General features: G+C 62.7%; 22 protein-coding genes and 1 other RNA gene. 12 read left to right on the top strand and 11 right to left on the bottom strand.

Annotated elements, in window-relative coordinates; translation table 11 throughout:
• The first annotated feature begins 164 nt into the window (after positions 1–164).
• The gene (fnrA, locus tag ACF8R3_RS08930) at positions 165–899 is read left to right on the top strand and encodes a Crp/Fnr family transcriptional regulator FnrA (RefSeq protein WP_058604807.1); all 735 of its coding nucleotides are present in this window, start codon (positions 165–167) and stop codon (positions 897–899) included.
• A 54-nt stretch (positions 900–953) separates the two neighbouring features.
• Positions 954–1,502 (top strand): adenine phosphoribosyltransferase, encoded by a 549-nt coding sequence (locus ACF8R3_RS08935; RefSeq protein ID WP_023535921.1) that lies wholly within the window; start codon positions 954–956, stop codon positions 1,500–1,502.
• 92 nt (positions 1,503–1,594) lie between these two features.
• On the opposite strand, the gene recR is transcribed toward ACF8R3_RS08935, so the two are convergent.
• The 3 genes from recR to dnaX all read right to left on the bottom strand — a co-directional run bounded on the left by recR (position 1,595) and on the right by dnaX (position 4,770).
• The gene (gene recR / locus ACF8R3_RS08940) at positions 1,595–2,197 is read right to left on the bottom strand and encodes a recombination mediator RecR (RefSeq protein ID WP_023535938.1); all 603 of its coding nucleotides are present in this window, start codon (positions 2,195–2,197) and stop codon (positions 1,595–1,597) included.
• Between the two features lie 125 nt (positions 2,198–2,322).
• The gene (locus tag ACF8R3_RS08945) at positions 2,323–2,658 is read right to left on the bottom strand and encodes a YbaB/EbfC family nucleoid-associated protein (protein ID WP_023535908.1); all 336 of its coding nucleotides are present in this window, start codon (positions 2,656–2,658) and stop codon (positions 2,323–2,325) included.
• Positions 2,659–2,721: 63 nt separating this feature from the next.
• Positions 2,722–4,770 carry a DNA polymerase III subunit gamma/tau gene (gene dnaX / locus ACF8R3_RS08950; RefSeq protein WP_196127032.1) on the bottom strand — a complete coding sequence of 683 codons (2,049 nt, stop codon included), beginning with the start codon at positions 4,768–4,770 and terminating at the stop codon, positions 2,722–2,724.
• 119 nt (positions 4,771–4,889) lie between these two features.
• Between dnaX and ACF8R3_RS08955 the strand changes: the two genes are divergently transcribed.
• The gene (locus ACF8R3_RS08955; RefSeq protein ID WP_392515492.1) at positions 4,890–5,648 is read left to right on the top strand and encodes a substrate-binding periplasmic protein; all 759 of its coding nucleotides are present in this window, start codon (positions 4,890–4,892) and stop codon (positions 5,646–5,648) included.
• Positions 5,649–5,651: 3 nt separating this feature from the next.
• Here ACF8R3_RS08955 and ACF8R3_RS08960 read toward each other — a convergent pair whose 3' ends face one another.
• A complete protein-coding gene (locus tag ACF8R3_RS08960) occupies positions 5,652–6,131 on the bottom strand; it encodes a DUF2938 domain-containing protein (RefSeq protein ID WP_392515493.1) in 480 nt (159 codons plus the stop codon).
• A gap of 80 nt (positions 6,132–6,211) precedes the next feature.
• Here ACF8R3_RS08960 and ACF8R3_RS08965 point away from each other — a divergent pair, with 80 nt between their 5' ends.
• On the top strand, positions 6,212–6,628 hold the full coding sequence (locus ACF8R3_RS08965) for a helix-turn-helix domain-containing protein (protein ID WP_197844531.1): 417 nt from the start codon (positions 6,212–6,214) through the stop codon (positions 6,626–6,628).
• Positions 6,629–6,805: 177 nt separating this feature from the next.
• On the opposite strand, the gene ffs is transcribed toward ACF8R3_RS08965, so the two are convergent.
• The 5 genes from ffs to ACF8R3_RS08990 form a co-directional block, all read right to left on the bottom strand.
• An RNA gene (gene ffs, locus ACF8R3_RS08970) (signal recognition particle sRNA small type) lies at positions 6,806–6,902 on the bottom strand.
• Between the two features lie 214 nt (positions 6,903–7,116).
• Positions 7,117–9,447: an NAD-dependent DNA ligase LigA gene (gene ligA, locus ACF8R3_RS08975; RefSeq protein WP_197844530.1), complete on the bottom strand. Its 2,331-nt coding sequence runs from the start codon at positions 9,445–9,447 to the stop codon at positions 7,117–7,119.
• A 224-nt stretch (positions 9,448–9,671) separates the two neighbouring features.
• Positions 9,672–10,562 (bottom strand): cell division protein ZipA, encoded by an 891-nt coding sequence (gene zipA, locus ACF8R3_RS08980; RefSeq protein ID WP_392515494.1) that lies wholly within the window; start codon positions 10,560–10,562, stop codon positions 9,672–9,674.
• Positions 10,563–10,766: 204 nt separating this feature from the next.
• Positions 10,767–14,258 carry a chromosome segregation protein SMC gene (smc, locus tag ACF8R3_RS08985; RefSeq protein WP_197844529.1) on the bottom strand — a complete coding sequence of 1,164 codons (3,492 nt, stop codon included), beginning with the start codon at positions 14,256–14,258 and terminating at the stop codon, positions 10,767–10,769.
• Between the two features lie 3 nt (positions 14,259–14,261).
• Positions 14,262–14,921, bottom strand: coding sequence for a GntR family transcriptional regulator (locus tag ACF8R3_RS08990; RefSeq protein ID WP_196127043.1), 660 nt, complete (start codon positions 14,919–14,921; stop codon positions 14,262–14,264).
• A 268-nt stretch (positions 14,922–15,189) separates the two neighbouring features.
• Here ACF8R3_RS08990 and xdhA point away from each other — a divergent pair, with 268 nt between their 5' ends.
• From xdhA to guaD, 4 genes are all read left to right on the top strand, one after another.
• Positions 15,190–16,644, top strand: coding sequence for a xanthine dehydrogenase small subunit (xdhA, locus tag ACF8R3_RS08995; protein ID WP_392515495.1), 1,455 nt, complete (start codon positions 15,190–15,192; stop codon positions 16,642–16,644).
• Positions 16,637–19,033: a xanthine dehydrogenase molybdopterin binding subunit gene (xdhB, locus tag ACF8R3_RS09000; protein ID WP_058638554.1), complete on the top strand. Its 2,397-nt coding sequence runs from the start codon at positions 16,637–16,639 to the stop codon at positions 19,031–19,033. Before xdhA ends, xdhB begins: the two co-directional genes overlap by 8 nt.
• Before the next feature lie 82 nt (positions 19,034–19,115).
• Positions 19,116–19,961 (top strand): xanthine dehydrogenase accessory protein XdhC, encoded by an 846-nt coding sequence (xdhC, locus tag ACF8R3_RS09005; RefSeq protein ID WP_144967046.1) that lies wholly within the window; start codon positions 19,116–19,118, stop codon positions 19,959–19,961.
• A 10-nt stretch (positions 19,962–19,971) separates the two neighbouring features.
• The gene (gene guaD / locus ACF8R3_RS09010) at positions 19,972–21,282 is read left to right on the top strand and encodes a guanine deaminase (protein WP_392515496.1); all 1,311 of its coding nucleotides are present in this window, start codon (positions 19,972–19,974) and stop codon (positions 21,280–21,282) included.
• A 31-nt stretch (positions 21,283–21,313) separates the two neighbouring features.
• Here the strand turns inward: guaD and ACF8R3_RS09015 are convergent, their stop codons facing one another.
• Entirely contained in the window at positions 21,314–22,069 is a 756-nt protein-coding gene (locus ACF8R3_RS09015; RefSeq protein ID WP_058638551.1) for a GntR family transcriptional regulator, read from the bottom strand.
• Positions 22,070–22,368: 299 nt separating this feature from the next.
• Here ACF8R3_RS09015 and ACF8R3_RS09020 point away from each other — a divergent pair, with 299 nt between their 5' ends.
• On the top strand, positions 22,369–23,718 hold the full coding sequence (locus tag ACF8R3_RS09020; RefSeq protein ID WP_058638550.1) for an NCS2 family permease: 1,350 nt from the start codon (positions 22,369–22,371) through the stop codon (positions 23,716–23,718).
• A 91-nt stretch (positions 23,719–23,809) separates the two neighbouring features.
• Entirely contained in the window at positions 23,810–24,607 is a 798-nt protein-coding gene (locus ACF8R3_RS09025; RefSeq protein WP_328299002.1) for an RHS repeat-associated core domain-containing protein, read from the top strand.
• 71 nt (positions 24,608–24,678) lie between these two features.
• On the opposite strand, the gene uraH is transcribed toward ACF8R3_RS09025, so the two are convergent.
• Entirely contained in the window at positions 24,679–25,032 is a 354-nt protein-coding gene (gene uraH, locus ACF8R3_RS09030) for a hydroxyisourate hydrolase (RefSeq protein WP_058604793.1), read from the bottom strand.
• 372 nt (positions 25,033–25,404) lie between these two features.
• Between uraH and puuE the strand changes: the two genes are divergently transcribed.
• Both puuE and uraD read left to right on the top strand, forming a co-directional pair.
• On the top strand, positions 25,405–26,331 hold the full coding sequence (gene puuE / locus ACF8R3_RS09035) for an allantoinase PuuE (RefSeq protein ID WP_058638548.1): 927 nt from the start codon (positions 25,405–25,407) through the stop codon (positions 26,329–26,331).
• Positions 26,331–26,846 carry a 2-oxo-4-hydroxy-4-carboxy-5-ureidoimidazoline decarboxylase gene (gene uraD / locus ACF8R3_RS09040; RefSeq protein ID WP_058638547.1) on the top strand — a complete coding sequence of 172 codons (516 nt, stop codon included), beginning with the start codon at positions 26,331–26,333 and terminating at the stop codon, positions 26,844–26,846. Before puuE ends, uraD begins: the two co-directional genes overlap by 1 nt.
• Positions 26,847–26,888: the final 42 nt, after the last annotated feature.

A 26,888-nucleotide genomic window follows, 5' to 3' on the forward strand; every position in this document is an offset into this window, starting at 1 on the left:
CGCACTCACCACGCTCCGGCCATGTGGCTCTTGGCACACAGGCGATCGGGCAATGCGCTGGCGGGTCTGACAGGTCATCCTGCTGGTCGCGGCCACTGGCCTACACCCTATGTCGTGGGTTACCCTTACGACTTATGTGTGCTTTCCCACAAGGATCGAGTCAAATGTCCGAGCCAGTCAAACTGCGCCCACACAGCCAGGCCCATTGCAAGGATTGCAGCCTGGCCCCCCTGTGCCTGCCCCTTTCACTCAACCTGGAAGACATGGACGCACTGGACGAAATCGTCAAGCGAGGTCGCCCTCTCAAGAAAGGCGAGTTCCTGTTCCGCCAGGGGGATAATTTTGGCTCGGTCTATGCCGTACGCTCCGGCGCCCTGAAAACGTTCAGCCTGAGCGACAGCGGTGAAGAGCAGATCACCGGTTTCCACCTGCCCAGCGAGCTGGTGGGCCTGTCCGGCATGGACACCGAGGCGTACCCGGTGTCGGCCCAGGCCCAGGAAACCACATCCGTTTGCGAGATTCCGTTCGAGCGCCTGGATGAGCTGTCGGTGCAGTTGCCGCAGCTGCGTCGCCAGCTGATGCGCGTTATGAGCCGCGAAATTCGCGACGATCAGCAGATGATGCTGCTGCTGTCGAAGAAGACCGCCGATGAGCGCATCGCGACGTTCCTGGTCAACCTGTCGGCGCGCTTTCGCGCCCGTGGTTATTCGGCCAACCAGTTCCGCCTGAGCATGTCGCGCAACGAGATGGGCAACTACCTGGGTCTGGCGGTGGAAACCGTGTCGCGCGTGTTCACCCGCTTCCAGCACAATGGCCTGCTGCGCGCCGAAGGCAAGGAAGTGCATATCCTCGACCCGATCCAGCTTTGCGCGCTGGCCGGTGGGGCAATGGAGGCCTGAGGGCTGCATTAGCAGGTATACTGGGCCATTCGTTTTCCCAGGATACCTGCAACAATGCACAGCGACGCCTTCGACCTCAAAGCCCTGATCCGTCCGGTAGTGGACTTCCCCAAGCCGGGCGTGATCTTCCGCGATATCACCCCACTGTTCCAGTCGCCGCGCGGGCTGCGCTATGTAGCCGATCAGTTCATCGAGCGCTATGTCGAGGCCGAGTTCAGCCACATCGGCGCCATGGACGCGCGTGGTTTTCTGATCGGTTCGATCATCGCCCACCAGCTGAACAAACCCCTGATCCTGTTCCGCAAGCAAGGCAAGCTGCCCGCTGACGTGCTCAGCGAGGGGTACCAGACCGAGTACGGCGAAGCCTTCCTAGAAGTGCACGCCGACAGCCTGTGCGAGGGCGACTCGGTACTGATCTTCGACGACCTGATCGCCACCGGCGGTACGCTCCTGGCCGCCGCCAACCTGGTGCGCCGTACGGGTGCGCAGGTGTTCGAGGCGGCAGCCATCATCGACCTCCCCGAACTGGACGGCTCGCGCCGCTTGCAGGCGGCGGGCGTACCGACCTTCTGCCTGACCGAGTTTTCCCTCAGCGAGCGCTGAGGGGGGACGGATGGGCGGCGATGGGGTTCAGGATCAACTTCGCCGCTGGAAGCCCTCTGTCACGGCACTGCCAGTCGAACCCGATCGCTGCCTCAGAGCGAAATAGGACGACGCCCTGCAAAAGCATGGGCCAGCGTGCCGCCGTCCACCAGCTCCAGCTCGCCGCCCAAGGGCACGCCATGGGCGATACGCGAGGCGACCAGACCTTTTTCAGCCAGCAACTGGGCAATGTAGTGCGCCGTGGCTTCACCTTCCACCGTGGGGTTGGTGGCAAGAATGACTTCGGTGAAGGTGCCTTGCTCCTGGATGCGTGCCATCAACTGGGGAATGCCGATCGCCTCCGGGCCCAGTCCGTCGAGCGGCGACAGATGCCCCTTGAGCACGAAATAACGCCCGCGATAGCCAGCCTGCTCGACGGCATAGACATCCGTCGGGCCTTCGACCACGCACAGTTGCGTGTCGTCACGCCGTGGGTCGGCACACTGGGGGCAGAGGTCCTGTTCGGTCAGGGTGCGGCATTGACGGCAATGTCCTACCCCTTCCATGGCCTGGGTCAGCGCCTGGGCGAGCCGCAGCCCCCCGCTGCGGTCACGCTCCAGCAATTGCAGGGCCATGCGCTGTGCCGTTTTCTGGCCAACGCCGGGCAGAATGCGCAAGCCGTCGATCAGCTGGCGGATGAGAGGACTGAAGCTCATGGGAAACGCCTGACAAGTCATTAAGAGGCGGTTTATACCCACCATGGGGAGTGGCGTCAAATCGGCACGGCGGCCATAAAAAAACCGCCGCTGTTACCAGCGACGGTTCGTCGGCACGCAAATGCTCAGAACGGCATCTTGAAGCCTGGCGGCAGTTGCATGCCAGCGGTCATGCCGCCCATCTTTTCCTGGCTGCTCTGTTCGATCTTGCGCACGGCATCGTTCAGGGCTGCAGCGATCAGGTCTTCGAGCACTTCCTTGTCGTCTTCTTCGGTCGACATCAGGCTCTGGTCGATGCTCACACGCTTGACGTCGTGGCGACCGGTCATCACCACGCTGACCAGACCACCGCCGGACTGGCCGGTGACTTCTGCATTGGCCAGCTCTTCCTGCATTTTCTGCATCTTTTCCTGCATCTGCTGGGCCTGCTTCATCAGGCCGGCCATGCCACCTTTCATCATGGGGAATACCTCGATTGGGTCATGTGATGCGGCCTGGCACTAGGCTGGCCGCATGGTTATCCGTTACTGGCCCTGACTGGCCAGGGCCTCTACAGGCTCAATAGTATCGTGCCGCACCTTGGCGCCAAACAGCTTGATCATCTGCTGGATCAGCGGGTCGTGCTCGATTGACGCCTCGGCTTCATGCTGGCGTTCAAGGCGCTTGCGGGCCGCGGCCTGGGCTGGCGTTTCCTGTTCGGGCCGAATCAGCTCGATGCGCAGGTTCAACGTACGCCCCAGGTGCTGGTTGAGCGCCTCGTTCAGGCGCCTTTGCTGGGTGGCGTTGAACAACGCGCCTTGCCCCGGGTCCAGGTGCAGGAGCCAGTCATCACCGTCGACGGCGATCAACGTGCAGTTGGCCGCGATGTTGCCTGTCATACCAGAGACAGGCAACTGCGGGAACAATTCCAGCCACTGCAAGGCTAGCCCGGTCGCCGGCTTGGCAGCGGGCAGCGGCTCGGCGGCGGCCTGGGGTTGTTCCTGGACGTGCTCGGCCAGCTCATCGAGGTAGCTGAAGCCCACCGGATCGCTTTCGCCAGCATAGTAGTCTTCGTCGAGCGGCGGCTCATCGTCGCGGTCCATGCCCACCGACGCGTACGCACCTGGATCGAACGGGGGTACGTCATCGTGGGCTGGCGCCTGTTGGGCAGGCGCAGGTTTTGCAGCAACGGGTGCTGGGGCCGGCTGGGGCTCCGGCACGGTCGGTGCGGCAGGCTCTTCCCATGGCAGATCGACAACCGGCGCAATGGGCTCAGGCACCGAGATGGCAGAGATTTCCGCCTCGAGTTCGCGGTCACGCTCAGCTTCGGGTTCATGGTCGGCCGTTGCTGGTGCAGGCACCTCGATCACGGGCGCTGACGGCGCCGACGCAACCGGTTCGCTTACCGGTTGCGCAACCGCTGCCGGGGGCGCCACCGGCTCGACGGAATCAGCTGTGGCCTGGCTGATCCCCACTGGCTTTAGCACCGGCCTCGGGGCCCCGTCCGCATCGGCAGGGCGGAACGCCAGCATGCGCAGCAGTACCATCTCGAAGCCACCACGCGGGTCGGGCGCCAAGGGCAGGTCACGCCGCCCTATCAGGCCCATCTGGTAATAGAACTGTACGTCTTCGGCCGGCAAGGCAGCAGCCAGGGCCAGCACGCGCTCCCGGTCACCCTGGCCGTTGTCCACCGCCTCGGGCAAGGCCTGGGCGATGGCCACGCGGTGCAGCACGTTGAGCATTTCGGCCAGCACCCCGGCCCAGTCCGGGCCCTGCTCGGCCAGGTTGCGCACGGCTTCGAGCAGTGCGCGTGCATCCCCTTCGAGCAATGCCTGCAGCACCCCGTACACCTGGCCGTGGTCCAGGCTGCCGAGCATGGCGCGCACATCGGCAGCCAGCACCTTGCCTTCACCGAAGGCAATGGCCTGGTCGGTCAGGCTCATGGCATCGCGCATCGAGCCGTCGGCCGCACGGCCGAGCAACCACAGCGCATCGGCTTCGAACGGCACGTTCTCGGCCTCGAGCACGTGGCTCAGGTGCTCGACCACACGCTCCGGGCTCATGTTCTTCAAGGAGAACTGAAGGCAGCGCGAAAGAATGGTAGCCGGCAGTTTCTGCGGGTCGGTGGTGGCGAGGATGAACTTGACGTAGGGCGGTGGTTCTTCCAGCGTCTTGAGCAACGCGTTGAAGGAATGGGTCGAGAGCATGTGCACTTCGTCGATCAGGTAGACCTTGAAGCGACCACGGCTCGGCGCGTACTGGACATTGTCCAGCAGCTCGCGGGTATCCTCGACCTTGGTACGGCTGGCGGCGTCGATCTCGATCAGGTCGACGAAACGTCCTTCATCGATTTCCCGGCAGACCGAGCAGGTACCGCAGGGCGTGGAGGTAATGCCGGTTTCGCAGTTCAGGCATTTGGCGATGATGCGCGCGATGGTAGTCTTGCCTACACCGCGCGTGCCGGTGAACAGGTAGGCATGGTGCAGGCGCTGGTTGTCCAGCGCGTTGATCAAGGCCTTGAGCACATGGGCCTGGCCGACCATTTCGCGAAACGAGCGCGGACGCCATTTACGTGCAAGAACCTGATAACTCATCGAAAAACCATCGTAGCCTGATCGAGCGGAAGAGCGCTAATGCTAGCGGAGCGGGGGCAAAATTGCACTGCCTGACTGGCCGGGCGCGACGATGGACAGCGGATCATGGAGGACCTGCGGTGCGGACCCTGCTGACTTTGCTTCTTTTCTGGTCGGCTCACAGCCTGGCTGAACAGCCGGTACTGCGTTTTTCGGTGGCCGAGAGCTGGAGCATGCCGCTGATTCGCATCGAGAACGGCCAGCCGGTCGAGGGCCTGTTGTTCGATGTGATGCAGGCGGCCGCCGAGCAAGCCGGTGTACGCGCCGAATATCATGTAATGGCTCGAATGCGCCTCGAGGAGGCGATGAACCAGGGTGATATCGATGTACGTTGCTATGTCAGCGATCAGTGGCTGATGGCGCGGCCGAAGGACTTCATCTGGAGCGTGCCGCTGATTCACCAGCGCGATGTGCTGGTAGGCCGCATAGGCGAAGGCGGCCCGATTTCGCCGCAACGGTTGTCACCCCAGCCCATCGGCACCGTCCTGGGCTACACCTACACCACGCTTGAACCCCTGCTGGCGGCACACCGCCTTTACCGGGAGGATAGCCGCAGCCAGGAGCTGGCCCTGCAGAAGCTGCAAGCGGGACGGTACCGCTATGCCGTCAGCAACCAACTGTCACTGCGGTGGTTCAACCATCAGCGCCATGCGCAACTGCAGCCACTGGCGGTGCTGGACGAACAGGACCTGGGCTGCCTGGTACGCAACGACCCTGACATACCCGCCCAAGCGCTTCTGCGCGCATTGGTGCGCCTCAAGCAGAGCGGGGAGATGGAGCGCTTGCTGCAACGCTACGGCAGCACCGCAGAGCCCCAACCCGCCGGGACGGGCACCTGACACCTACAGCGCCAAGGCCGTCACGTACATCCCGATACCGAATACCAGGTGATTCACCAGGCTCTTGAACCGCGCGCGCCAGGGGCTGGGCGTGCGTGAAGCAAAAAAGCCCATGCCCATGGCAGGCTGCATCAGGCACAGGGGCGCCAGTACCGTACCTGCGCCCACGGCCAATGCCGGCCACAGGGTCGGGGCGCTCAGCCAGGGGGTGCCCGCCGTGATGACCAGCAACATCGCGAACGCCACGCCAATGACGTAGTGCAGCGTCCAGCCCAAGATCCGCTCATGCTTGATGGGCGGGGCCTGACGGATTGCCTGGTGGCGCCAGCGCCCTCGCAGTGCATGCCCCGCCCAGCGACCCACCAAGGCGTAATCGAGCGTGCTAACGCCCAGGCGCCGGGAGACCGCCGACCAGCCGTCCATGACCAGTGTGGCCCCGACGCCGATACCTATTGCTGTAATCCACTGTTCGCTGATGCCCATGACGCTCTCTCTGATTTGACGTTGTCGGATACGCCGGTCAGCATGCAAGTTGAAGTCAACTTCAAGTCAAGGGCTTGTACATGGACATTGCCGATGTGGCGAGGCGGACGGGCGTGCCCTCTTCGACGCTGCGTTATTACCAGAAGAAGGGACTGCTCACGGCGCGTGGCGAGCCTGGCCAACGCCGGCAGTTTTCGGCTGACGTGGCGCAAAGGCTCGCATTGATAGCGCTGGGCCAGGCCGCCGGTTTTTCGCTAGACGAAATCAGCACCCTGCTGGTGGACATGAAGGTCGACCGGGGTCAACTGCTGGCCAAGGCCGATGAGCTCGACAGCCGGATCAAGACGTTGCAGGCCATGAGCAAAGGCTTGCGCCACGCGGCTGAGTGCCCTGCCGACGATCATCTGGCTTGCCCGAGGTTTCGCCGGTTGATGGCAGTGGCCTCAGCGAGGTCAGCACGCATGAAAGTGTCGAGCCGCTCTGTGAAGGCCGGGTAGAAACGCGGTAGTGTGCGCAGCGCCATAGCCAATTGCCTCAGGGGCGTGACCGGGCTGCGCTTACAACAAAAACCGAAACGCCTTGGCGCATTGTGGCAAAGGCCGACAGATTTTCGTGTGCAGTCTGAGTGACCAAGCGCTTGGCCTTTTAGAACTCAAGGCCTGAAATGGAGGCGGCCCCGCCAGCCACACCCCGGCACTCGATGTTCCCGCTATGGCTGCTCCCTTCCGGGCCTGACCAGGTTAACGGGTAATCAATGCGGGAGGACCGACAGGGCCACCACAACATGTCTCGCTGAACAGCGAGTGGCGCCATTGTACCGGTCCTGAGCCCAGATACAACCTCTGCAGCAGAAAAAGTCATCATTTCTCAATGACTTGTCTGGCTAGCGCGCGCCACGCGGTCAAACACCTCGCCAGCCACCCCCGCACGCCAAGATGGCCAAGTGCCGACAATCACGCACCGGGCCAACACGGCTCCAGGGTTATCAGACCTCGATGCCCTGCTGGGCAAGAAACGCCACGAACGCCTCTTCATCGAGCACCTTCACGCCCAGCTCGCTGGCCTTGGCCAGCTTCGACCCGGCACCCGGCCCTGCCACCACGCAGTGGGTCTTGCCAGAAACGGACCCCGCCACTTTCGCCCCCAGGCCTTCGAGCTTTTCCTTGGCGATGTCGCGGCTCATGCGTTCCAGGGAGCCGGTCAGCACCCATGTTTGGCCCGCCAGAGGCAGCCCCTCGGCCACCTTCTTCTCGCTGCGCCAGTGCATGCCGAAGGCCAGCAGCTGCGCCTCGATGGCATGGGCAAGACGCTGGTTGGCTTCATCCCTGAAGAACGCGCGTACAGCCTCTGCCTGGCGCGTATTGAGCGCCTGGCGCAGGTCAATGCCGTCGGCGGCGATGATCTTGTCCAGGCCGTCCAGGCGCGCCACCAGCTTTTGCGCGCCGGTAGGCCCTACCGAGGGGATGTCGAGCTTGGCGAGCATGTCAGCCAGGGTGGTACTGGCGGCGAACTCCGCGGCCAGTTCGCCTTCGTCCTGCAACTGCATGCCGCTGTCCAGCAGCTGGCGGATGACCTTCTGGTTGTGTTCGTCTTCAAAGAAGTTGTGGATCTCATGGGCCACTTCCAGGCCAATGTCCGGCAGATAAGTGAGCACCTGCGGCAATGCCTGTTGCACGCGCGACAGGCTGCCCAGTGAGCGGGCCAGCACCTTGGCGGTTTCTTCACCGACATCGGGAATGCCCAGGGCATAGATGAAGCGGGCAAGGGTCGGCTGCTTGCTGGCGGCGATGGCATCGAGCAGCTTGCGGCTGGACACTTCGGCAAAACCTTCGAGGCCGACGATTTGGTCAAACGTGAGCGTGTAAAGGTCGGCGGGTGAGGCAATCAGGCCCTCGTCCACCAACTGCTCCACGCTTTTCTCACCCAGCCCGTCGATGTCCATGGCCCGGCGCGACACGTAGTGGATGATCGCCTGCTTGAGCTGCGCCCCACAGGCCAGGCGACCGACACAGCGGTACACGGCCCCCTCGCTGGTCACTTCCCTGCCCTTGCTGCGCTTGACCAGCTGGGTGCGCTCCACATGCGAGCCGCACACCGGGCACTGGCTGGGCACCCGCACTTCACGCGCCCCTTCCGGCCGACGCTCCAGCACCACCTGCATCACCTGCGGGATCACGTCGCCTGCGCGGCGGATGATGACCGTATCGCCAATGCGCAAGCCCAGGCGGGCGATCTCGTCCATGTTGTGCAAGGTGGCATTGGACACCGTCACACCGGCGACCTTGACCGGCTTCAGGCGGGCGACTGGGGTGACCGCGCCCGTACGCCCCACCTGGAACTCCACGTCCAGCACCTCGGTGAGCTCCTCCATCGCCGGGAATTTATGGGCGATGGCCCAGCGCGGCTCCCGGGCACGGAAACCCAGCTCCCGCTGTGCGGCCAGGCTGTTGACCTTGAACACCACGCCATCGATCTCGTAAGGCAGGCTGTTACGCCGCTCGCCGATGTCGCGGTAATAGTCCAGACATTGCTCGATGCCGGCCGCGTGCTTGAGCTCGCGACTGATCGGCAACCCCCATGTCTTGAGCTGCTCCAGCGTGGCGATATGGCTGTCGGCCACAGGTGCGGACACCTGGCCGACACCGTAGCAGCAGAATTCCAGCGGGCGACTGGCAGTGATCTTGGAGTCCAGCTGACGCAGGCTGCCTGCCGCGGCATTGCGCGGGTTGGCGAAGGTCTTGCCGCCGAGGTCGGCCTGGGACGCATTGAGCCGGTCGAAGCCGGCCTTGCTCATGAACACCTCGCCGCGCACTTCCAGCACCGCAGGCCAGCCTTGCCCGTGCAGCTTCAAGGGAATGTTGCGCACGGTACGCACGTTGGCGCTGATGTCTTCACCCGTGGTGCCGTCGCCTCGCGTGGCACCCTGCACCAGGTGACCGTCACGGTAGAGCAGGCTGACCGCCAGGCCATCGAGCTTGGGCTCGCAGCTGAAATCCACCGCGCCTGGCTGGTCCAGCCCTTCCGTCACACGGCGACCGAACTCACGCAGGTCAGCCTCTTCGAAGGCATTACCCAGGCTGAGCATGGGAATCTCATGACGAACCTGGCTGAATGCGGCAAGGGCCGCCCCACCTACCCGCTGGGTGGGCGAGTCGGGCGTGACCAGGTGGGGATGCTCGGCCTCCAGCGCCTTGAGTTCGTTGAACAGCCGGTCGTACTCGGCGTCGGGCACGCTGGGTTCGTCCAGCACATAGTAGCGGTAGTTGTGCTGGTCGAGTTCGGCACGCAGTTCGTGAATGCGGGTTTCAGCGGTCATTTTGAGCTTCTCTTGCAAAACGAAAGAGCAGCCTGGCAGCCTCTGGAGAGCCAGGTCTCGTCATCGCCTTGTGCCTTAGGCAGCGAGCCCGCTCCACAGGTTCGCCACAGCCTTCAAAGGCTGCGGTGAAACCGTGAAGCGGGCTCGCTTGCCGAAAGCCGAGTCGATGAGCAAGAGGCCTGAACCGACCAGCACGCCCCGAGGCTGCTCTTCGTCTGGATTTATCAGCGCTTCTGGGTCAGGGCACGGCGCTCGAATTCCACGATGCGCTGGCGGTAGTGTTCGATGGTCTGCGCCGTTAAAACGCTGCGCTGGTCATCCTTGAGTTCACCGTTGAGCTCATGGGCCAGCTTGCGCGCTGCCGCCACCATGACGTCGAAGGCCTGCTTCGGATGGCGCGGGCCGGGCAGGCCGAGGAAGAAGCTCACCGCACGCGTGCTGAAATGGTCGATGTCATCCAGGTCGAAGATGCCAGGCTTGACGGCATTGGCCATGGAGAACAGCACTTCGCCGTGACCGGCCATGCTCTCGTGACGGTGGAAGATGTCCATCTCGCCGAACCGCAGGCCACTTTCCAGAATGTTCTGCAGCAACGCCGGGCCCTTGAACCCACCCTCGTCACGGGAAATAACGCTGATCACCAGCACTTCCTCGGCCGGCGGCAGCTCCTTGACGCTGTTGTTGGCCGCTGCAGGGGATGGGCTACGCCCTTTGTCCGCCGCGAAGTCGTCCTCGTCGTCGATCACAATATCCGCTTCACGGGAGGGCGCGCTGAAGCCTGCGTCAACGCGCGGCGCTTCTGCAGCCGCCGGGCGTTTTGGCCACTTGCTGACCTTGGTAGGTTTGGGTTCGCGCTCACGGTCCCGGTCCGAGGCACTGAGCGACGGAAGATCACTTTCGTCCAGCTCAGGCTCCCTGTGGGTGTCGAGCACGCGGGGTGGGCCGAGCACTTCGGCACCACCGCCTTCATCGTCCGCCGCATTGACATAACTGCGGTCCAGACGGAATTTCAACTTACCCTTGCCGCCGCGCATACGGCGCCAGCCATCGAAAAGAATGCCGGCAATGACAATGATGCCGATAAGGATCAGCCACTCGCGCAGACCGATTTCCATGTAATCCCGTGCCTCTAATAAATATGCTGAAAACAAAGGCTTCAAAGGCCTTTAACACGTGGCGCCAAGCCTATGTTCTGACAGGCGTTTTACCCACGCAGAAAACGAGTGACATAAAGCTAGCACGACCAAAGACAACTTTACACCGTCTGTCTCACATGACAGGGGCATTTCAATGAAGATTGTGCCGTTCGACCACAGGTTTCACGCATCGACCATCGCCATGGCCGCCTCCACATCCACGGCCACCAGGCGTGAACAGCCCGGCTCGTGCATGGTGACCCCCATCAGCTGGTCGGCCATTTCCATGGCGATCTTGTTGTGCGTGATGTAAATGAACTGCACGCTCTCACTCATTTCCTTTACCAGTCGGGCATACCGCCCGACGTTGGCATCGTCCAACGGTGCGTCGACTTCATCGAGCATGCAGAACGGTGCGGGGTTCAACTTGAAGATGGCAAACACCAGCGCCAAGGCGGTCAGTGCTTTTTCGCCACCGGACAGCAGATGAATGGTGCTGTTCTTCTTGCCCGGTGGTCGCGCCATGATCGTCACCCCTGTATCGAGTAGATCTTCGCCCGTCAGTTCCAGATAAGCGCTGCCGCCACCGAAAACTTTTGGGAAAAGTGCCTGCAATCCGGCATTTATCTGATCAAAGGTATCTTTGAAGCGGTGGCGGGTTTCCTTGTCGATCTTGCGAATGACGTTTTCAAGCGTGTCCAGCGCTTCGACCAGGTCAGCATCCTGGGCATCGAGGTAGCGCTTGCGCTCGGACTGCTGTTCGTACTCCTCGATGGCGGCCAGGTTGATCGCGCCCAGCCGCTGGATACGGGCATCGAGTTGCTCCAAGGCCTGTTCGGTGCCGGCCTCGGTAGCGTCGGGCTCGACCGTGGCGAGAACGCCCTGCAAGTCGTAACCGTCGGCGAGCAACTGCTCCTGCAATGTGGTACGCCGCACTTCCAGGCCCTGACACTCCAGGCGCAGTTGTTCGAGTTGACCACGCAGCAACTGAGCCTGCTGCTCGGCCTGGGTGCGGCGCTTTTCGGCATCGCGCAGTTCGCGGTCGGCCTCGTCCATTTGCAGGCGTGCCTGGCGCATTTCTTCGTCGACACCCATGCGCCGTTCCAGCAACTCTTCGAGCTTGAGCCGCAGCTCCTCCAACGGCGCCTCCCCCTCCTCCAGGTTCAGACTCAGCTGCTCCTGTCGCTCGCTCAGACGGGCCGCTTGCAGTTCCAGGCGTTCCAGGGCCTGACGCGTGGAGTCATGCTGGGCGCGCAGCGACCCCAGGCGCACGGCCAGCTGGTGGGCATGGTCCTTGTGCTGCCTGGCTTCCTGACGAATGCGGTCCAGGCCCTCACGCAGCCGGTCGCGCTGGGCCAGCAGCACTTCGCGCCGATCGGTGTCCTGGGCCATGAGTTCGAGGGCATCCTGCAACAGCAAACGGGCTTCGCCCAGTTGCTCATGCTCGAGGGCGCGCTGCTCGTCGAGCTCAGCCAGCTCTTCGTCCAAACGGCGGCGGCGCAGCGCGACCTGTTCGGCACGGGCACGGTTGGCTGACAAGCTGGCCTTGAGTTCGGCTTGCAGGCGGCTTTCTTCCTGGGCGCGACGGCGTACCTGCTCGCGCTGCGCTTCCAGGTGCTGCTGCTGTTCACGCAGGGTGTGCAGCTGCTGGTCAAGCTGCTGCAGGGCGATGTGCTGCTCACGCTGACTGTGCTCGAGCCGCTCGATCTCCTGACCGCGCGCCAGCACCCCGCCTTCACCGCTGCCACCGCGGCGCACACGAAGGCTGTGGCGGGCGACCCAGTAGCCATCGCGGCTGACCAGGCTCTGCCCTTCGCCCAACGCAGCACGCAAGGCCAAGGCCTCGGCCAGGTCTTCCACGGGCCTGACCTGGCCCAGCCATGGCGCGAGGTCGACGGGGCCTTGTACCTTGTCCAGCAGGCTGCCGGAAGGCACCGCCTGGCTGGCGCAAGCCGCGAGCAGCAGGCTCACATCGCCCTGCTGCAAGCCCGCCAGATCCAACGGTGCGAAGTCGTCCACCAGCACGGCTTGCAAGTCGGCGCCCAACACGGTTTCCACCGCAAGCTCCCACCCGGGCTCAACGCGCAACGCTTGTGCCAGGCGAGGGCAGTCTGCCAACCCCTGCCCCTGCAACCATTGGCCCACACCAGCACCTGGGTCCAGGGCTGCCTGCTGCAGGGCTTCCAGCGATGCCAGGCGCCCGCCCAGGCGTTGCACATCACCCTGGGCCTGTTGCTGAGCCAGCCCGGCCTCCTGCAGCGCCTGGCGCACCGTTTCCAGGCGCTCGATAACCTCCTCTTCCTCCAGCTGCAGTGCTTCGAGCGACAACTCGCTGCTGGCCAACTGCTCAACCTGCTCCAGCATGGCCGCGTCTTGCGGGTCTTCGCCCAACTGCACCTGTTCGTCGGTGAGTTTGCGCTGACGCTCGGCCAGGCGCTCCAAGCCGCTTTCCAACTGCTGCAAGCGCGCCTGCTGCACTTCGGCCTGACGACGCGGTTCAGCCGAGCGACTGTTGAAGGTGTCCCACTGCTCCTGCCAACCGTGCATGCCTGATTCGGCCTCTTCCAGCACGGCAGCGCTTTCTTCGGCAGCCGCCAGGGTCAGCGCCTGCTCGGGCTCGAGCATGGCCAGTTCTTCTGCCAAAGTTGCCAGCAGCGTACGGTCATGCCCCAGGTGCGATTCGGTTTCCTGGCGCGTGCGTTCGGCTTCCTTGAAATCGTCCTGCAACTGGCGCAAACGTTGCTGGCCGTGCTGGATGCTTTGCTCGACCCGGGCGATGTCGCCGGCCACCGAGTAGAACCGGGCCTGCACCTGGTTGAAGCGCTCGGACAGCTCATGATGACCGTCACGCAGCCGCTCGATGCTGGCATCGGCATTGCGCTGCTCGGCCACCAGCGCCTCGAAGGACACATCCTGGTTACCGATCACCGACTGACGCTGACGAACCCGTTCGTCCAGCTCGCGCCAGCGCAACGCCGCCAGGCGCGCCTTGAGCTGGCGTTCCTGCGCCTTGTATTCACGGTATTTCTCGGCCGCCTGGGCCTGGCGGTGCAGGCGCTCAAGCTGGCGTTCCAGCTCCTCGCGCAGGTCGGTCAGGCGTGCCAGGTTCTCCTGGGTTCGGCGGATGCGGTTTTCAGTTTCGCGGCGACGCTCCTTGTACTTGGAGATACCCGCCGCTTCCTCGATGAAATTGCGCAGTTCCTCGGGCTTGGCTTCGATCAGCTTGGAGATCATGCCCTGTTCGATGATCGAGTAGCTGCGAGGCCCAAGGCCTGTGCCCAGGAAGATATCGGTGATGTCCCGACGCCGGCACTTGGTGCCATTGAGGTAGTAGCTGTTCTGGCTGTCGCGGGTCACCTTGCGCCGAATCGAGATCTCGGCGTAGGCGGCATACTCGCCCACAAGGGTAGTCTCGCTGTTGTCGAACACCAGTTCGATGCTGGCCTGGCTGACCGGCTTGCGGCCGCTGGAGCCGTTGAAGATGACGTCGGTCATCGACTCGCCGCGCAGGTTCTTTGCCGAACTTTCGCCCATCACCCAGCGTACGGCGTCGATGATGTTGGACTTGCCACAGCCATTGGGGCCTACGACCGCCGCCATGTTGCTTGGGAAGTTGACGGTGGTGGGGTCGACGAAGGACTTGAACCCCGCCAGGCGGATGCATTTGAGGCGCATCGGTCAGGGCCGGGCCAGCGCTGCCAGTACCAGTTCGCAACTGCGCTGGCCATAGGCGGTAAGTACTTCACGAATGCGCGGCAAGTCGCGCAGCAACACCGCCTCGAGCAAGTGACCGAACAGGCCCAGGTAATCGACCATGTTCGCCTGGCGCTGGTCCAGGGACAGGTAATAGGCGCGGCTCATGGCTGGCTGCAGGTTCTCGACGGTTTCCTGCAGGAACGGGTTGTCGGCGAAGGGGTAGGCAGCACGCATCACCTCGAAGCTCTCGGCCACGAACGCCTCGATGTCGCGTGCGGCATGCGCCACCTGAAGACGCTGCTGAATGTCCAGAAACGGGCGCAGTTCGTCTTCGCTGCGCCAGCGTTGTGCAACCGCGTTGCCCAGCAGAATGTAGAACTCGCTCATGAGCGTGCACAGGCTGCGCACGCTGCGCTCGTCCAGTTCGGTGACGTGGGCGCCCCGGCGCGGCAATATCGCCACCAGGTGGCGACGTTCAAGGATCAGCAGCGCTTCGCGCACCGAACCCCGGCTGACGTTGAGCGCCTGGGTCACCTTCTGTTCCTGGATACGCTCTGCAGGCGCCAGTTCGCCGCGGATGATGCGCTCGGCCAGGTAATCGGCAATCTGCTCGGCGAGGCTGTCCGGGGCCTTGAACGTCATGGTTTTCCTTCAAATCACTGAACGGGACACAAGGGGGCGGATTGTAGCCTACTTGCCCCCGGGAAGCGCAGCGGGCTATCGGGGTTTATTTGACCACCCGGACAGCTGCCGGGCCGGCGCGATCTATGCTTGGTGTAAGCATCATCAACCAGGGTGGGCCGGCCGCCGGACGATTTCCTGACCTTTGAGTCAGAAAAACATTGACCCGTGCGACAGGTGTTGCTTAGAGTCGGCCCAACAACAATAAAACCATTGCGAGGCCATACCCGTGATCCAGTTTCTCGTCAACCAGGAGCTGCGCAGCGAGCACGCCCTGGACCCGAACATGACCGTGCTGCAATACCTGCGCGAGCAGTTGGGCAAACCCGGCACCAAAGAGGGCTGCGCCAGCGGTGACTGTGGTGCCTGCACCGTGGTGATCGGTGAACTGACCCAGGACGACGCCGGCGACGATGCCTTGCGCTATCGCAGCCTCAACTCATGCCTGACGTTCGTGTCCAGCCTGCACGGCAAGCAACTGATCAGCGTCGAAGGCCTCAAGCACCAAGGCCAGCTGCACAGCGTGCAACAAGCCATGGCGGACTGCCATGGGTCGCAATGCGGTTTCTGTACGCCAGGCTTTGTGATGTCGTTGTTCGCCCTGCAAAAGAACAGTCAAGGTGCCGACGTGCATCAGGCCCAGGAAGCACTGGCCGGCAACCTGTGCCGCTGCACGGGTTACCGGCCCATCCTCGACGCCGCCCAGCAGAGCTGCCGGCAGCCCTGCCGCGACCAGTTCGATGCCCAGCAAGCGCAGACCATTGCCCGCCTCAAGGCCATTGCACCGTCGCAGACTGGCGAGCTGAACAGTGGCGACAAGCGTTGCCTGGTCCCGCTGACCGTCGCCGACCTGGCCGAGCTTTATAGTTCGCACCCCGAAGCCCGGTTGCTGGCAGGCGGTACCGACCTGGCGCTGGAAGTCACGCAAATGCACAAGACCCTGCCAGTGATGATCTACGTGGGGCATGTGGCCGAGCTCAAGCGGATCGAGCAGACCGCCACCCATCTTGAAATCGGTGCTGCCACCCCGCTCACCGACTGCTACCAGGCGTTGAACGCCCAATACCCGGACTTCGGGGCGCTGCTGCATCGCTTCGCTTCGCTGCAGATCCGCAACCAGGGCACCCTGGGCGGCAACATCGGCAACGCTTCGCCCATCGGCGACTCACCGCCCTTGTTGATCGCGCTGGACGCCCAGGTAGTCCTGCGCCAGGGCGAGCGCCAGCGCACGATGCCGCTGGAAGCCTATTTCATCGACTACCGCATCACCGCCCGGCAGGACAGCGAGTTCATCGAGAAGATCCTGGTACCCCTGGCCCGGCACGACTGGACGTTCCGCGCCTACAAGGTTTCCAAGCGCCTGGACGATGACATTTCGGCGGTGTGCGCAGCGTTCAACCTGAGCATCGAGCACGGGATGGTCAGCGGCGCACGCATCGCCTTCGGCGGCATGGCGGCCATCCCCAAGCGCGCCCGTGCCTGCGAGGCGGCGTTGCTGGGCCAACCCTGGAACAAGGCCAGCGTGGAGCGCGCCTGCCAGGCCCTGGCCGAAGACTTCACCCCGCTCAGCGACTTCCGCGCCAGCCAGCAATACCGCCTGCTGACCGCGCAGAACCTGCTGCGCAAGTACTTTATCGAACTGCAAACGCCGCACATCGAAACCCGGGTGACCGCTTATGTCTAACCATCATGTGCCCAAAAGCCAGGCCGAAATGGCCGACCTGTTCCGCCAGGACCTGACCACCGGGGTCGGGCGCAGCGTCAAGCACGATAGCGCCGACAAGCACGTGTCCGGCGAAGCGTTGTACATCGACGACCGACTGGAATTCCCCAACCAGCTGCACGTCTACGCACGTACCGCAGACCGTGCCCATGCGCGCATCCTGCGCATCGACACCACGCCCTGCTACGCCTTCGAAGGGGTGCGCATCGCGATCACCCATCAGGACATTCCCGGGCTCAAGGACATCGGCCCGGTGGTGGCAGGCGATCCCTTGCTGGCCATCGACAAGGTCGAGTTCTTCGGTCAGCCGGTCCTGGCCGTGGCCGCACGTGACCTGGACACCGCACGCCGCGCCGCCATGGCCGCCGTCATCGAATACGAAGACCTCGAACCGGTGCTCGATGTGGTCGAGGCGCTGCGCAAGCGGCACTTCGTGCTCGACAGCCACACCCATCAGCGCGGCGACAGCGCTGCAGCCCTGGCCAGCGCCCCGCATCGCCTGCAAGGCACCCTGCACATCGGCGGCCAGGAACACTTCTACCTGGAGACCCAAATTTCCTCGGTGATGCCCACCGAAGACGGCGGCATGATCGTCTACTGCTCGACCCAGAACCCCACTGAGGTGCAGAAACTGGTGGCCGAAGTGCTCGATGTGCCCATGAACAAGGTGGTGCTGGACATGCGCCGCATGGGCGGCGGATTTGGCGGCAAGGAGACCCAGGCCGCGAGCCCGGCTTGCCTGTGCGCCGTCATCGCCCGCCTGACCGGGCAACCGACGAAGATGCGCTTGCCGCGGGTCGAGGACATGACCATGACCGGCAAGCGACACCCCTTCTACGTCGAGTACGACGTGGGCTTCGACGACCAGGGTCGCCTGCACGGCATCAACCTGGACCTGGCCGGCAACTGTGGCTACTCCCCGGACCTGTCCGGCTCGATCGTCGACCGCGCCATGTTCCACTCCGACAACGCCTACTACCTGGGCGATGCCACCGTCCACGGGCACCGCTGCAAGACCAACACCGCGTCGAACACGGCCTACCGGGGCTTTGGCGGGCCGCAAGGCATGGTCGCCATCGAGCAGGTGATGGACCACATCGCCAGGCACCTTGGCCGCGACCCGCTGGCCGTGCGCAAGGCCAACTACTATGGCAAGGACGAGCGCAACGTCACCCATTATTACCAGACCGTCGAGCACAACATGCTCGAGGAGATGACCGCCGAGCTTGAAGCCAGCAGTGACTACGCCGAGCGGCGGGCGGCCATCGGCCGCTTCAATGCCAGCAGCCCGATCCTGAAAAAAGGCCTGGCGCTGACCCCGGTCAAGTTCGGCATCTCGTTCACCGCCACCTTCCTCAACCAGGCAGGGGCGCTGATCCATATCTACACCGATGGCAGCATCCACCTGAACCACGGCGGCACTGAAATGGGCCAGGGCCTGAACACCAAGGTGGCGCAGGTGGTGGCCCAGGTCTTCCAGGTCGATATCGACCGGATCCAGATCACCGCCACCAACACCGACAAGGTACCCAACACCTCCCCTACCGCCGCTTCCAGTGGGGCTGACTTGAACGGTAAGGCCGCACAGCATGCAGCCGAGATTCTCAAGAAACGTTTGACCGAATTCGCTGCCAGGCACTACCAGGTCACCGAGGAAGACGTGGAGTTCCGTAATGGCCACGTGCGTGTGCGCGACCAGATCGTCAGCTTCGAGCAGTTGGTGCAGCAGGCTTATTTCGGTCAGGTGTCGCTATCGAGCACCGGGTTCTACCGCACGCCAAAGATCTTCTATGACCGCAGCCAGGCACGGGGGCGCCCCTTCTACTACTACGCCTTCGGCGCGGCCTGCGTGGAAGTGATCGTCGACACCCTGACCGGCGAATACAAGATGTTGCGCGCCGACATCCTGCACGATGTGGGCGACTCGCTGAACCCGGCCATCGACATCGGACAGGTCGAGGGAGGATTCATTCAAGGCATGGGCTGGCTCACCACCGAGGAGCTGGTGTGGAACGCCAAGGGCAAACTGGTGACCAACGGCCCGGCCAGCTACAAGATTCCAGCGGTGGCCGACATGCCGCTGGACATGCGGGTCAAGCTGGTGGAGAACCGCAAGAACCCGGAGGACACGGTGTTCCATTCCAAGGCCGTGGGCGAGCCGCCGTTCATGCTCGGGATCGCCGCCTGGTGCGCGATCAAGGATGCGGTGGCCAGCCTTGCCGACTACCGCGTGCAACCGAACATAGATGCCCCTGCCACGCCGGAGCGGGTGTTGTGGGGCTGTGAGCAGATGCGCAAGGCGGCCACCCTGCAACCTGCGGTGCAGGAGCTGGACGCAGTGAACAATTGAAGGTGCGTTGCCTGTTCGGGCCCATTGCCGGCAAGTCGGCGAGAAGGCCCGAACAGGCACCCATAGATGAGGATCTTGCATCATGCACCAATGGATCAACGCCCTGGCCGAACACCAAGCCCGCGGCGAGGCCTGCGTACTGGTGACCATCATCGAAGAACGCGGCTCCACCCCGCGCAATGCCGGTTCGAAAATGGTGGTCAGCGCCTGCGGATCATACGACACCATCGGCGGCGGCCATCTGGAATACAAGGCGCTGCACATCGCCCGGCAGATGCTCGGCGAGCACCGCGGTACCCCGCACCTGGAACGCTTCAGTCTTGGCGCCAGCCTCGGCCAGTGCTGCGGGGGTGTGACGGTGTTGTTGTTCGAACCCATGGCCGCCGTGCAGGCGCAGATCGCCGTGTTCGGCGCGGGCCATGTCGGCCGGGCTCTGGTACCCTTGCTCGCCGCGCTGCCCTGTCGGGTGCGCTGGATCGATTCGCGCGAGCAGGAATTCCCTGCCCAGATTCCCGCCGGCGTGACGCGCGTGGTCAGCGAGGAACCGGTCGACGAAGTGGCAGACCTGCCGCCGGGCAGCTACTGCATCGTCATGACCCATAACCATCAGCTCGACCTGGAGCTGACCGCTGCCATCCTCAAGCGCAACGATTTCACCTGGTTCGGCCTGATCGGCTCGAAGACCAAGCGAGTCAAGTTCGAGCATCGCCTGCGCGAGCGCGGGTTCGACCCCGCCCTGGTGGCGCGCATGCGGTGCCCGATGGGCCTGACCGAGGTCAAGGGCAAGCTGCCCATCGAAATCGCCGTGTCCATCGCCGGCGAAATCATCGCCACCTACAACGCCCGCTTCGGCCAGCACGACGCTGCCGCCAACGCCGGCCCCATTGCCCAGTTGCTGCCGCCTTCACGGCGCAGCCAAGCCATTTGACGAGTGAGATATGACCGTTACCCGCAAAGCCTACCGAGCCGCCATCCTGCACAGCATCGCCGACCCGGCCGAGGTAGGCCTGGACGCTTCCCATGAGTATTTCGAAGACGGCGTGCTTGTGATCGACGGCGGACGCATCCAAGCCGTGGGCCATGCCAGCGACTTGTTGCCGACCCTGGACGCCGACATACCGGTAGAGCACTACCAGGACGCATTGATCACCCCAGGGTTCATCGACATTCACATCCACTTCCCCCAGACCGGCATGATCGGCTCCTACGGGGAGCAGTTGCTGGACTGGTTGAACACCTACACCTTCCCTTGCGAGAAGCAATTTGCCGACAAGGACCATGCCGACCAGGTGGCGCAGATCTTCCTCAAGGAGCTGCTGCGTAACGGCACCACCACCGCCCTGGTGTTCGGCAGTGTGCACTCCGAATCGGTCAACGCCTTGTTCGAAGCAGCCGAGCGCCTGGACCTGCGTCTGATCGCTGGCAAGGTGATGATGGACCGCAACGCCCCCGATTACCTGACCGACACCGCCGAGTCCGGTTACGCCCAGAGCAAAGCGCTGATCGAGCGCTGGCATGGCAAAGGCCGCCTGCACTACGCTGTCACCCCGCGTTTCGCACCGACCAGCACGCCTGAGCAGCTGGCACGGGCGGGCCAACTGCTCAAGGAACACCCAGGCGTTTACCTGCACACGCACCTGTCGGAGAACCTTCAGGAAATCGACTGGGTCAAGTCGCTGTTCCCCGAACAGAAGGGCTACCTGGATGTGTACGACCATTTCGAACTGCTGGGCGAGCGCTCGGTCTTCGCCCATGGCGTGCACCTGTGCGACGAAGAATGCCAGCGCCTGGCCGAGACGGGCTCGGCGATCGCGTTCTGCCCCACCTCCAACCTGTTCCTGGGCAGCGGGCTGTTCAACCTGCCTCAGGCGGAGCGCTTCAAGGTCAATGTCGGCCTGGGCACCGACGTAGGCGCCGGTACCAGCTTCTCGCTGCTCAACACGCTCAATGAGGCATACAAGGTGATGCAGCTGCAAGGCGCACGCCTGCACCCTTTCAAGTCGCTCTACCTGGCGACCCTGGGCGGTGCGCGCGCGCTGCGCCTGGATGACCGGATCGGCAGCCTGCGCCCGGGCAATGACGCGGACTTCGTGGTGCTGGACTACAAGGCAACGCCGCTGCTGGACTATCGCCTGCAGCAGTCCAGAAGCATCGAGGAAACGTTGTTCGTGCTGACCACCCTGGGCGACGACCGCACGGTTCGTGAAACCTATGCGGCCGGGCGTTGCGTGCATCAGCGCGAAAGGTAAGGGTCGCGCTGATGCGAGCCCAGGCGAACGGTCAGTTCTTGACCGTGAGCTTGGGCTTTTTCAGCAGATGGGAGAACACCGCATGCAGATCGTCCGAGGCGCTCTCCTCGTCCAGGTTCAGCTTGCTGTCGATGTGGTCCATGTGATGCATCATCAGGCTGACTGCCTGGGCGGCGTCACGCGCCTCGATGGCATCGATCAGCTGCAGATGCTCGTCGTACGAGCAGTGGGAACGATTGCCGCTCTCGTACTGGGCGATGATCAGCGAGGTCTGCGATACCAGGCTGCGCTGGAAGCTCACCAGCGGCGCATTCCCCGCCGCTTCGGCAAGCTTGAGGTGAAACTCGCCGGACAGCCGGATGCCGGCGCCGCGATCCCCTCGGGAAAAACTATCGCGCTCTTCGCGGACCATCTGCCGAAGCTCGGCCAACTGCTCGGCGGTGGCGTGCTCCACGGCAAGCTCGGTGATGGCACGCTCGACCATGCGCCGCGAGAAGAACACCTGGCGCGCCTCCTCCACGGTTGGGCTGGCGACCACGGCGCCCCGATTGGGCCGCAGCAGCACCACGCTCTCGTGGGCCAACCGTGACAGGGCCCGGCGGATGATGGTGCGGCTGACGCCGAAAATCTCGCCCAGCGCCTCTTCGCTGAGCTTGGTGCCCGGCGCCAGACGTTGCTCCAGGATGGCCTCGAAGATGTGCGCATAGACAATGTCGTCCTGGGTACCACTGCGACCGGCCTTGCCAGCACGCGCGGGTTTTTTCAGGGGTTGCAGCTGTTCGTTCATGGGCTCTCGAGGCACGAAGGAAAGTATGGCGTCATTGTACACAGGCTGAGCCGTTTCTGCAGGCGTGCTTTAACGCATATAGCGATTGTTCACCTCACCTAGCATACAAAACATAAAACAGTATTTGCTTTCTTTGTACACAAAAGCATAATCGCTCAGGCAACTTCCTGACCTTACGGTCAACAATGCGCCACGGCACTGCATGCTGCTGGCCAGTTGCCGCCCTCGCGGAGCCGCCAAGTGCATTGCTCAGGACCACGGGCTCCATAACAACAAGAAAGACTTGAGGAGTACTCGCTGTGGAAAGCCGCAAAACCGAAGTCCCTACGCTGGACATCGCTTCACCGCCCGCCACGGGTTGGCTGGAGCGCATTTTCAAACTCAGGCAACACGGCAGTACCGTTAAAACCGAGCTGATCGCCGGGGTGACCACCTTCATCACCATGGCCTACATCATTTTCGTCAACCCCAACATCATGGCCGATGCCGGCATTGATCATGGCGCAGCCTTCGTGGCGACTTGCATCGCCGCCGCCCTCGGCTGCCTGCTCATGGGGCTGTATGCCAACTGGCCAGTGGGCCTGGCACCCGGCATGGGCCTCAATGCGTTCTTTACCTACACCGTGGTCGGCACCATGGGCTACAACTGGGAAACGGCACTGGGCGCGGTCTTCATCTCCGGCGTGCTGTTCATGTTCCTGACGCTGTCCAAGGTGCGCGAGTGGCTGCTCAACAGCATCCCCGTCAGCCTGCGCCATGCCATGGGCGCCGGGGTGGGCCTGTTCCTCGGCCTGATCGGCCTGAAGACCGCAGGTATCATCGTCGACAGCCCCGCCACCCTGATCAAACTCGGTTCGCTGCATGAGCCAGGCCCGCTGCTGGCGGCGATGTGCTTTTTGATGATCGCCATCCTCAGCTACAAGCGGGTATTCGGGGCGATCCTGATCAGCATCATCGGCGTAACGCTGGCGGGCTGGGGTCTGGGACTGGTGAAGTTCGGCGGCGTGGTGTCGATGCCGCCCAGCCTGGCGCCGACCTGGATGGCCATGGACGTGGCGGGCGTGTTCAACGTGAGCATGATTAGCGTGGTCCTGGCCTTTCTGTTCGTGCACATGTTCGACACCGCCGGGACGCTGATGGGCGTGGCACAGCGGGCGAACCTGGTGGCCCCCGACGGCCGTATCGAGAACCTGTCCAGAGCCCTCAAGGCCGACAGTGCTTCGAGCGTGTTCGGCGCCGTAGTCGGCGTGCCGCCGGTCACCAGCTATGTGGAAAGTGCCGCGGGGGTGGCCGCCGGGGGGCGCACCGGCCTGACGGCTGTGGTGGTGGGCGTCCTATTCATTGCTGCCATGTTCTTTGCACCGCTGGCTGGCATGATCCCCGCCTATGCAACCGCTGGCGCCTTGATCTACGTCGCGATGCTGATGATGGGCAGCATGGCGCACATCAACTGGGACGAGGCGACCGACAGCATTCCGGCAATCGTCACCGTGATCATGATGCCACTGACGTTCTCGGTAGCCGATGGCATTGCGCTGGGTTTCATCAGCTACGTGGCGCTTAAAGCCGGTACGGGTAAATACAAGGAGATCTCTGCCAGCCTGTGGGTGCTGTGTGCGATCTTTATTGCCAAGTTCATCTTCCTCTGAAACTTTCGCAACAGCCAAGGGCGCTTCGGCGCCCATTTGTCATTACCGGCGCGATTGGCGTGCAAATCGATCAAACTAGGATTTTTGCCAGGTGCAAACTGAATCGGTGCTTGTTACAAGTGAAAGCCTTTACGGAGGCCTGCCGATGCACATACCTACCTCTGCCTTATCCACCTATACCCCATATGGTCATAGCCTATGGAGCAAGAGCTCATTGGGCTTCAACGGCGAGTTCAGTGATCCGATTTCCCGCCTGTACCCTCTAGGCAAAGGCCACCGGCTCTACGACCCGACACTGATGAGGTTGCAGAGCCCTGACCACTGGAGTCCATTTGCTCAGGGTGGGCTCAATCCATACGCCTACTGCCAGAACGATCCGGTGAACATGGCCGACCCGTCGGGTCGAGCGCCCGTGACGTTCAGCGCAATCAAGAAGTGGTGGAGGTCAAATCATGAGCTCGCGGCCGAAAGCTTGGGTCTTACCCGAAAGTCGATATCGCCAAACCCGCAGTCCATACCTAGCTTCAATGGGGGACGGGCCGTGATCCATGAATACACGAGGAAACTCTCAACCAGTACGCCTTTCATTCACAAGCTTGGCGTGGTCAACAGCAACCTGGCCAGCCACGGTGATAATTCCCTGAGCATTGAGCACGCGCAAGTCTATGTAGACATCGCCGATCGCACTAGACGCGCTAGCATTTCCAACACATCTGCGCATTTACTGGCCAGTCAGGAATGGATGAAGGAACGGGGAGCACCTCGCCTGGTCGGCACGAGTTTCAACCTGCTAGGTGCGTTGGCCGCAGGCGCAGAAGACCACGCATTGTTCAGGACCGGCAAGTCGCTGGCATATATGCAACAGAGCATTCGTACCGAAACCACCTAGGCCTAGGCGAAAAAAAGCCCGCCAGTGTGAGAGCGGGCCAAAGGACCTACGAAGATTCTTCTAGCGACCAACTAGCTTCCACGGTAGGTCGAATAACTGTACGGCGATATCAGCAGCGGCACATGGTAGTGCTCCTGCTGCGCATCGATGCCAAAGCGCAATACCACCACATCCAGAAACGGCTGCTCAGGCAGCGCCACGCCACGCCCACGGTAGTAGTCACCGGCATTGAACTGCAGCTGGTAAACACCCGAACGGTAGTCATCGCCTTGCAATAATGGCGCGTCGACGCGGCCATCGCTGTTGGTGAGCGCCGAGGTGACCAACGTCAACTGGCTGCCTTCGACACGGTACAACTCCACCTTGATTGCGCTGCCTGGGCAGCCATGGGCTGCGTCCAGTACGTGAGTGGTCAAACGTCCCATCTGCTTGTCGCCTCTTGTTTGCCAGGGGCAAGTACGCACGCCAGTGACCCGAACTGGGGCAGCGAGCGCCTTGAATTCGCCTAATTAAGACATTCGCATGGAAAATTGTACACAATTTTTTTGCTTTCCCGGCGAAGGAGGTGACGGACCATGACACCAGCAGCAATAAAGCGGAGCACTGCGTTGTCGTCAGGCTTAGTTGACCAAGTGGGCAGGTTTCTTGCAAGGTACCCAGACACGGCTCCTAGGCAGAAATACGGAAATTCAGACTTACAAAAGAATTCATAAGTTGTATACAATCATCGCATCCGGTGGTGCGACACAGCGACGCGGCCCGCCACCCTGCCCACACGTACAAGAAGGAAGACTGCAGTGAGCGCTGACTACCCTCGCGACATGATTGGTTACGGCAATAACCCTCCTCACCCGCAATGGCCAGGCAACGCCCGCATTGCCCTGTCATTCGTGCTCAACTACGAAGAAGGCGGCGAGCGCAACATCCTGCACGGCGACAAGGAGTCCGAAGCCTTTCTCTCCGAGATGGTCGCTGCCCAGCCGTTGCAGGGCGTGCGCAACCAGAGCATGGAGTCGCTCTACGAATACGGCAGCCGCGCAGGCGTGTGGCGCCTGCTCAAACTGTTCAAGGACAGCGGCATTCCCTTGACCATCTTCGCCGTGGCCATGGCCGCCCAGCGCCACCCCGACGTGATCCGCGCCATGGTCCAGGCCGGCCATGAAATCTGCAGCCACGGCTACCGCTGGATCGACTACCAGTACATGGACGAGGCCCAGGAGCGCGAGCACATGCTCGAAGCCATCCGCATCCTCACCGAAATCACCGGCGAACGCCCGCTGGGCTGGTACACCGGCCGCACCGGTCCCAACACCCGCCGACTGGTCATGGAAGAAGGCGGCTTTCTCTACGACAGCGACACCTATGACGACGACTTGCCCTACTGGGAGCCGAACAACCCCACCGGCAAGCCGCACCTGGTCATTCCCTACACCCTGGACACCAATGACATGCGCTTCACCCAAGTGCAGGGCTTCAACTGTGGCGAGCAGTTCTATCAGTACCTCAAGGACGCTTTCGACGTGCTGTACGCCGAAGGCGCCGAGGCGCCGAAGATGCTCTCCATCGGCCTGCACTGCCGCCTGGTCGGTCGGCCGGCACGCCTGGCAGCGCTCAAGCGTTTCGTCGACTACGCCAAAAGCCACGAGCAGGTATGGTTCGCCCGCCGCGTCGACATCGCCCGCCACTGGCAAGCCACCCACCCGTACCAGAAAGAGACCGTCTGATGACCACCTTCAAGACCCTCAAGCCGTCCACCCTTGACCGTGACGCGTTCGTCCACGCCTTCGCCGACATCTACGAGCACTCGCCGTGGGTCGCCGAGAAGGCCTACGACCTCGGTCAACTGGACGAACTGGACAACGTGCAAACACTGCACCAGCGTATGAGCGACATCCTGCTGAGCGCACCCCAAGCCGACCAACTGGCCTTGATCAACGCCCACCCGGACCTGGCCGGCAAGGCTGCCGTGCAGGGTGAACTGACCGCCTCGAGCACCAACGAACAGGCCGGAGCTGGTATTCACCAATGCACCGCCGAGGAATTTGCGCGCTTCACCTCGCTCAATGAGGCGTACAAGGCCAAGTTCCAGTTCCCGTTCATCATGGCCGTGAAGGGCAGCGACCGGCACCAGATCCTGGCCTCGTTCGAACAGCGCATCCACAACGATGCCAAGGCCGAATTCGCCGAGGCGCTCAAGCAGATCAACCAGATCGCCCTGTTCCGCCTGCAACAGCTGTAAGCGACCGACGATTCTTTACAGAACAACGCACAATAGAAGAGA

The organism is Pseudomonas sp. FYR_7 (assembly GCF_043106155.1).
Lineage (GTDB): Bacteria > Pseudomonadota > Gammaproteobacteria > Pseudomonadales > Pseudomonadaceae > Aquipseudomonas > Aquipseudomonas parafulva_B.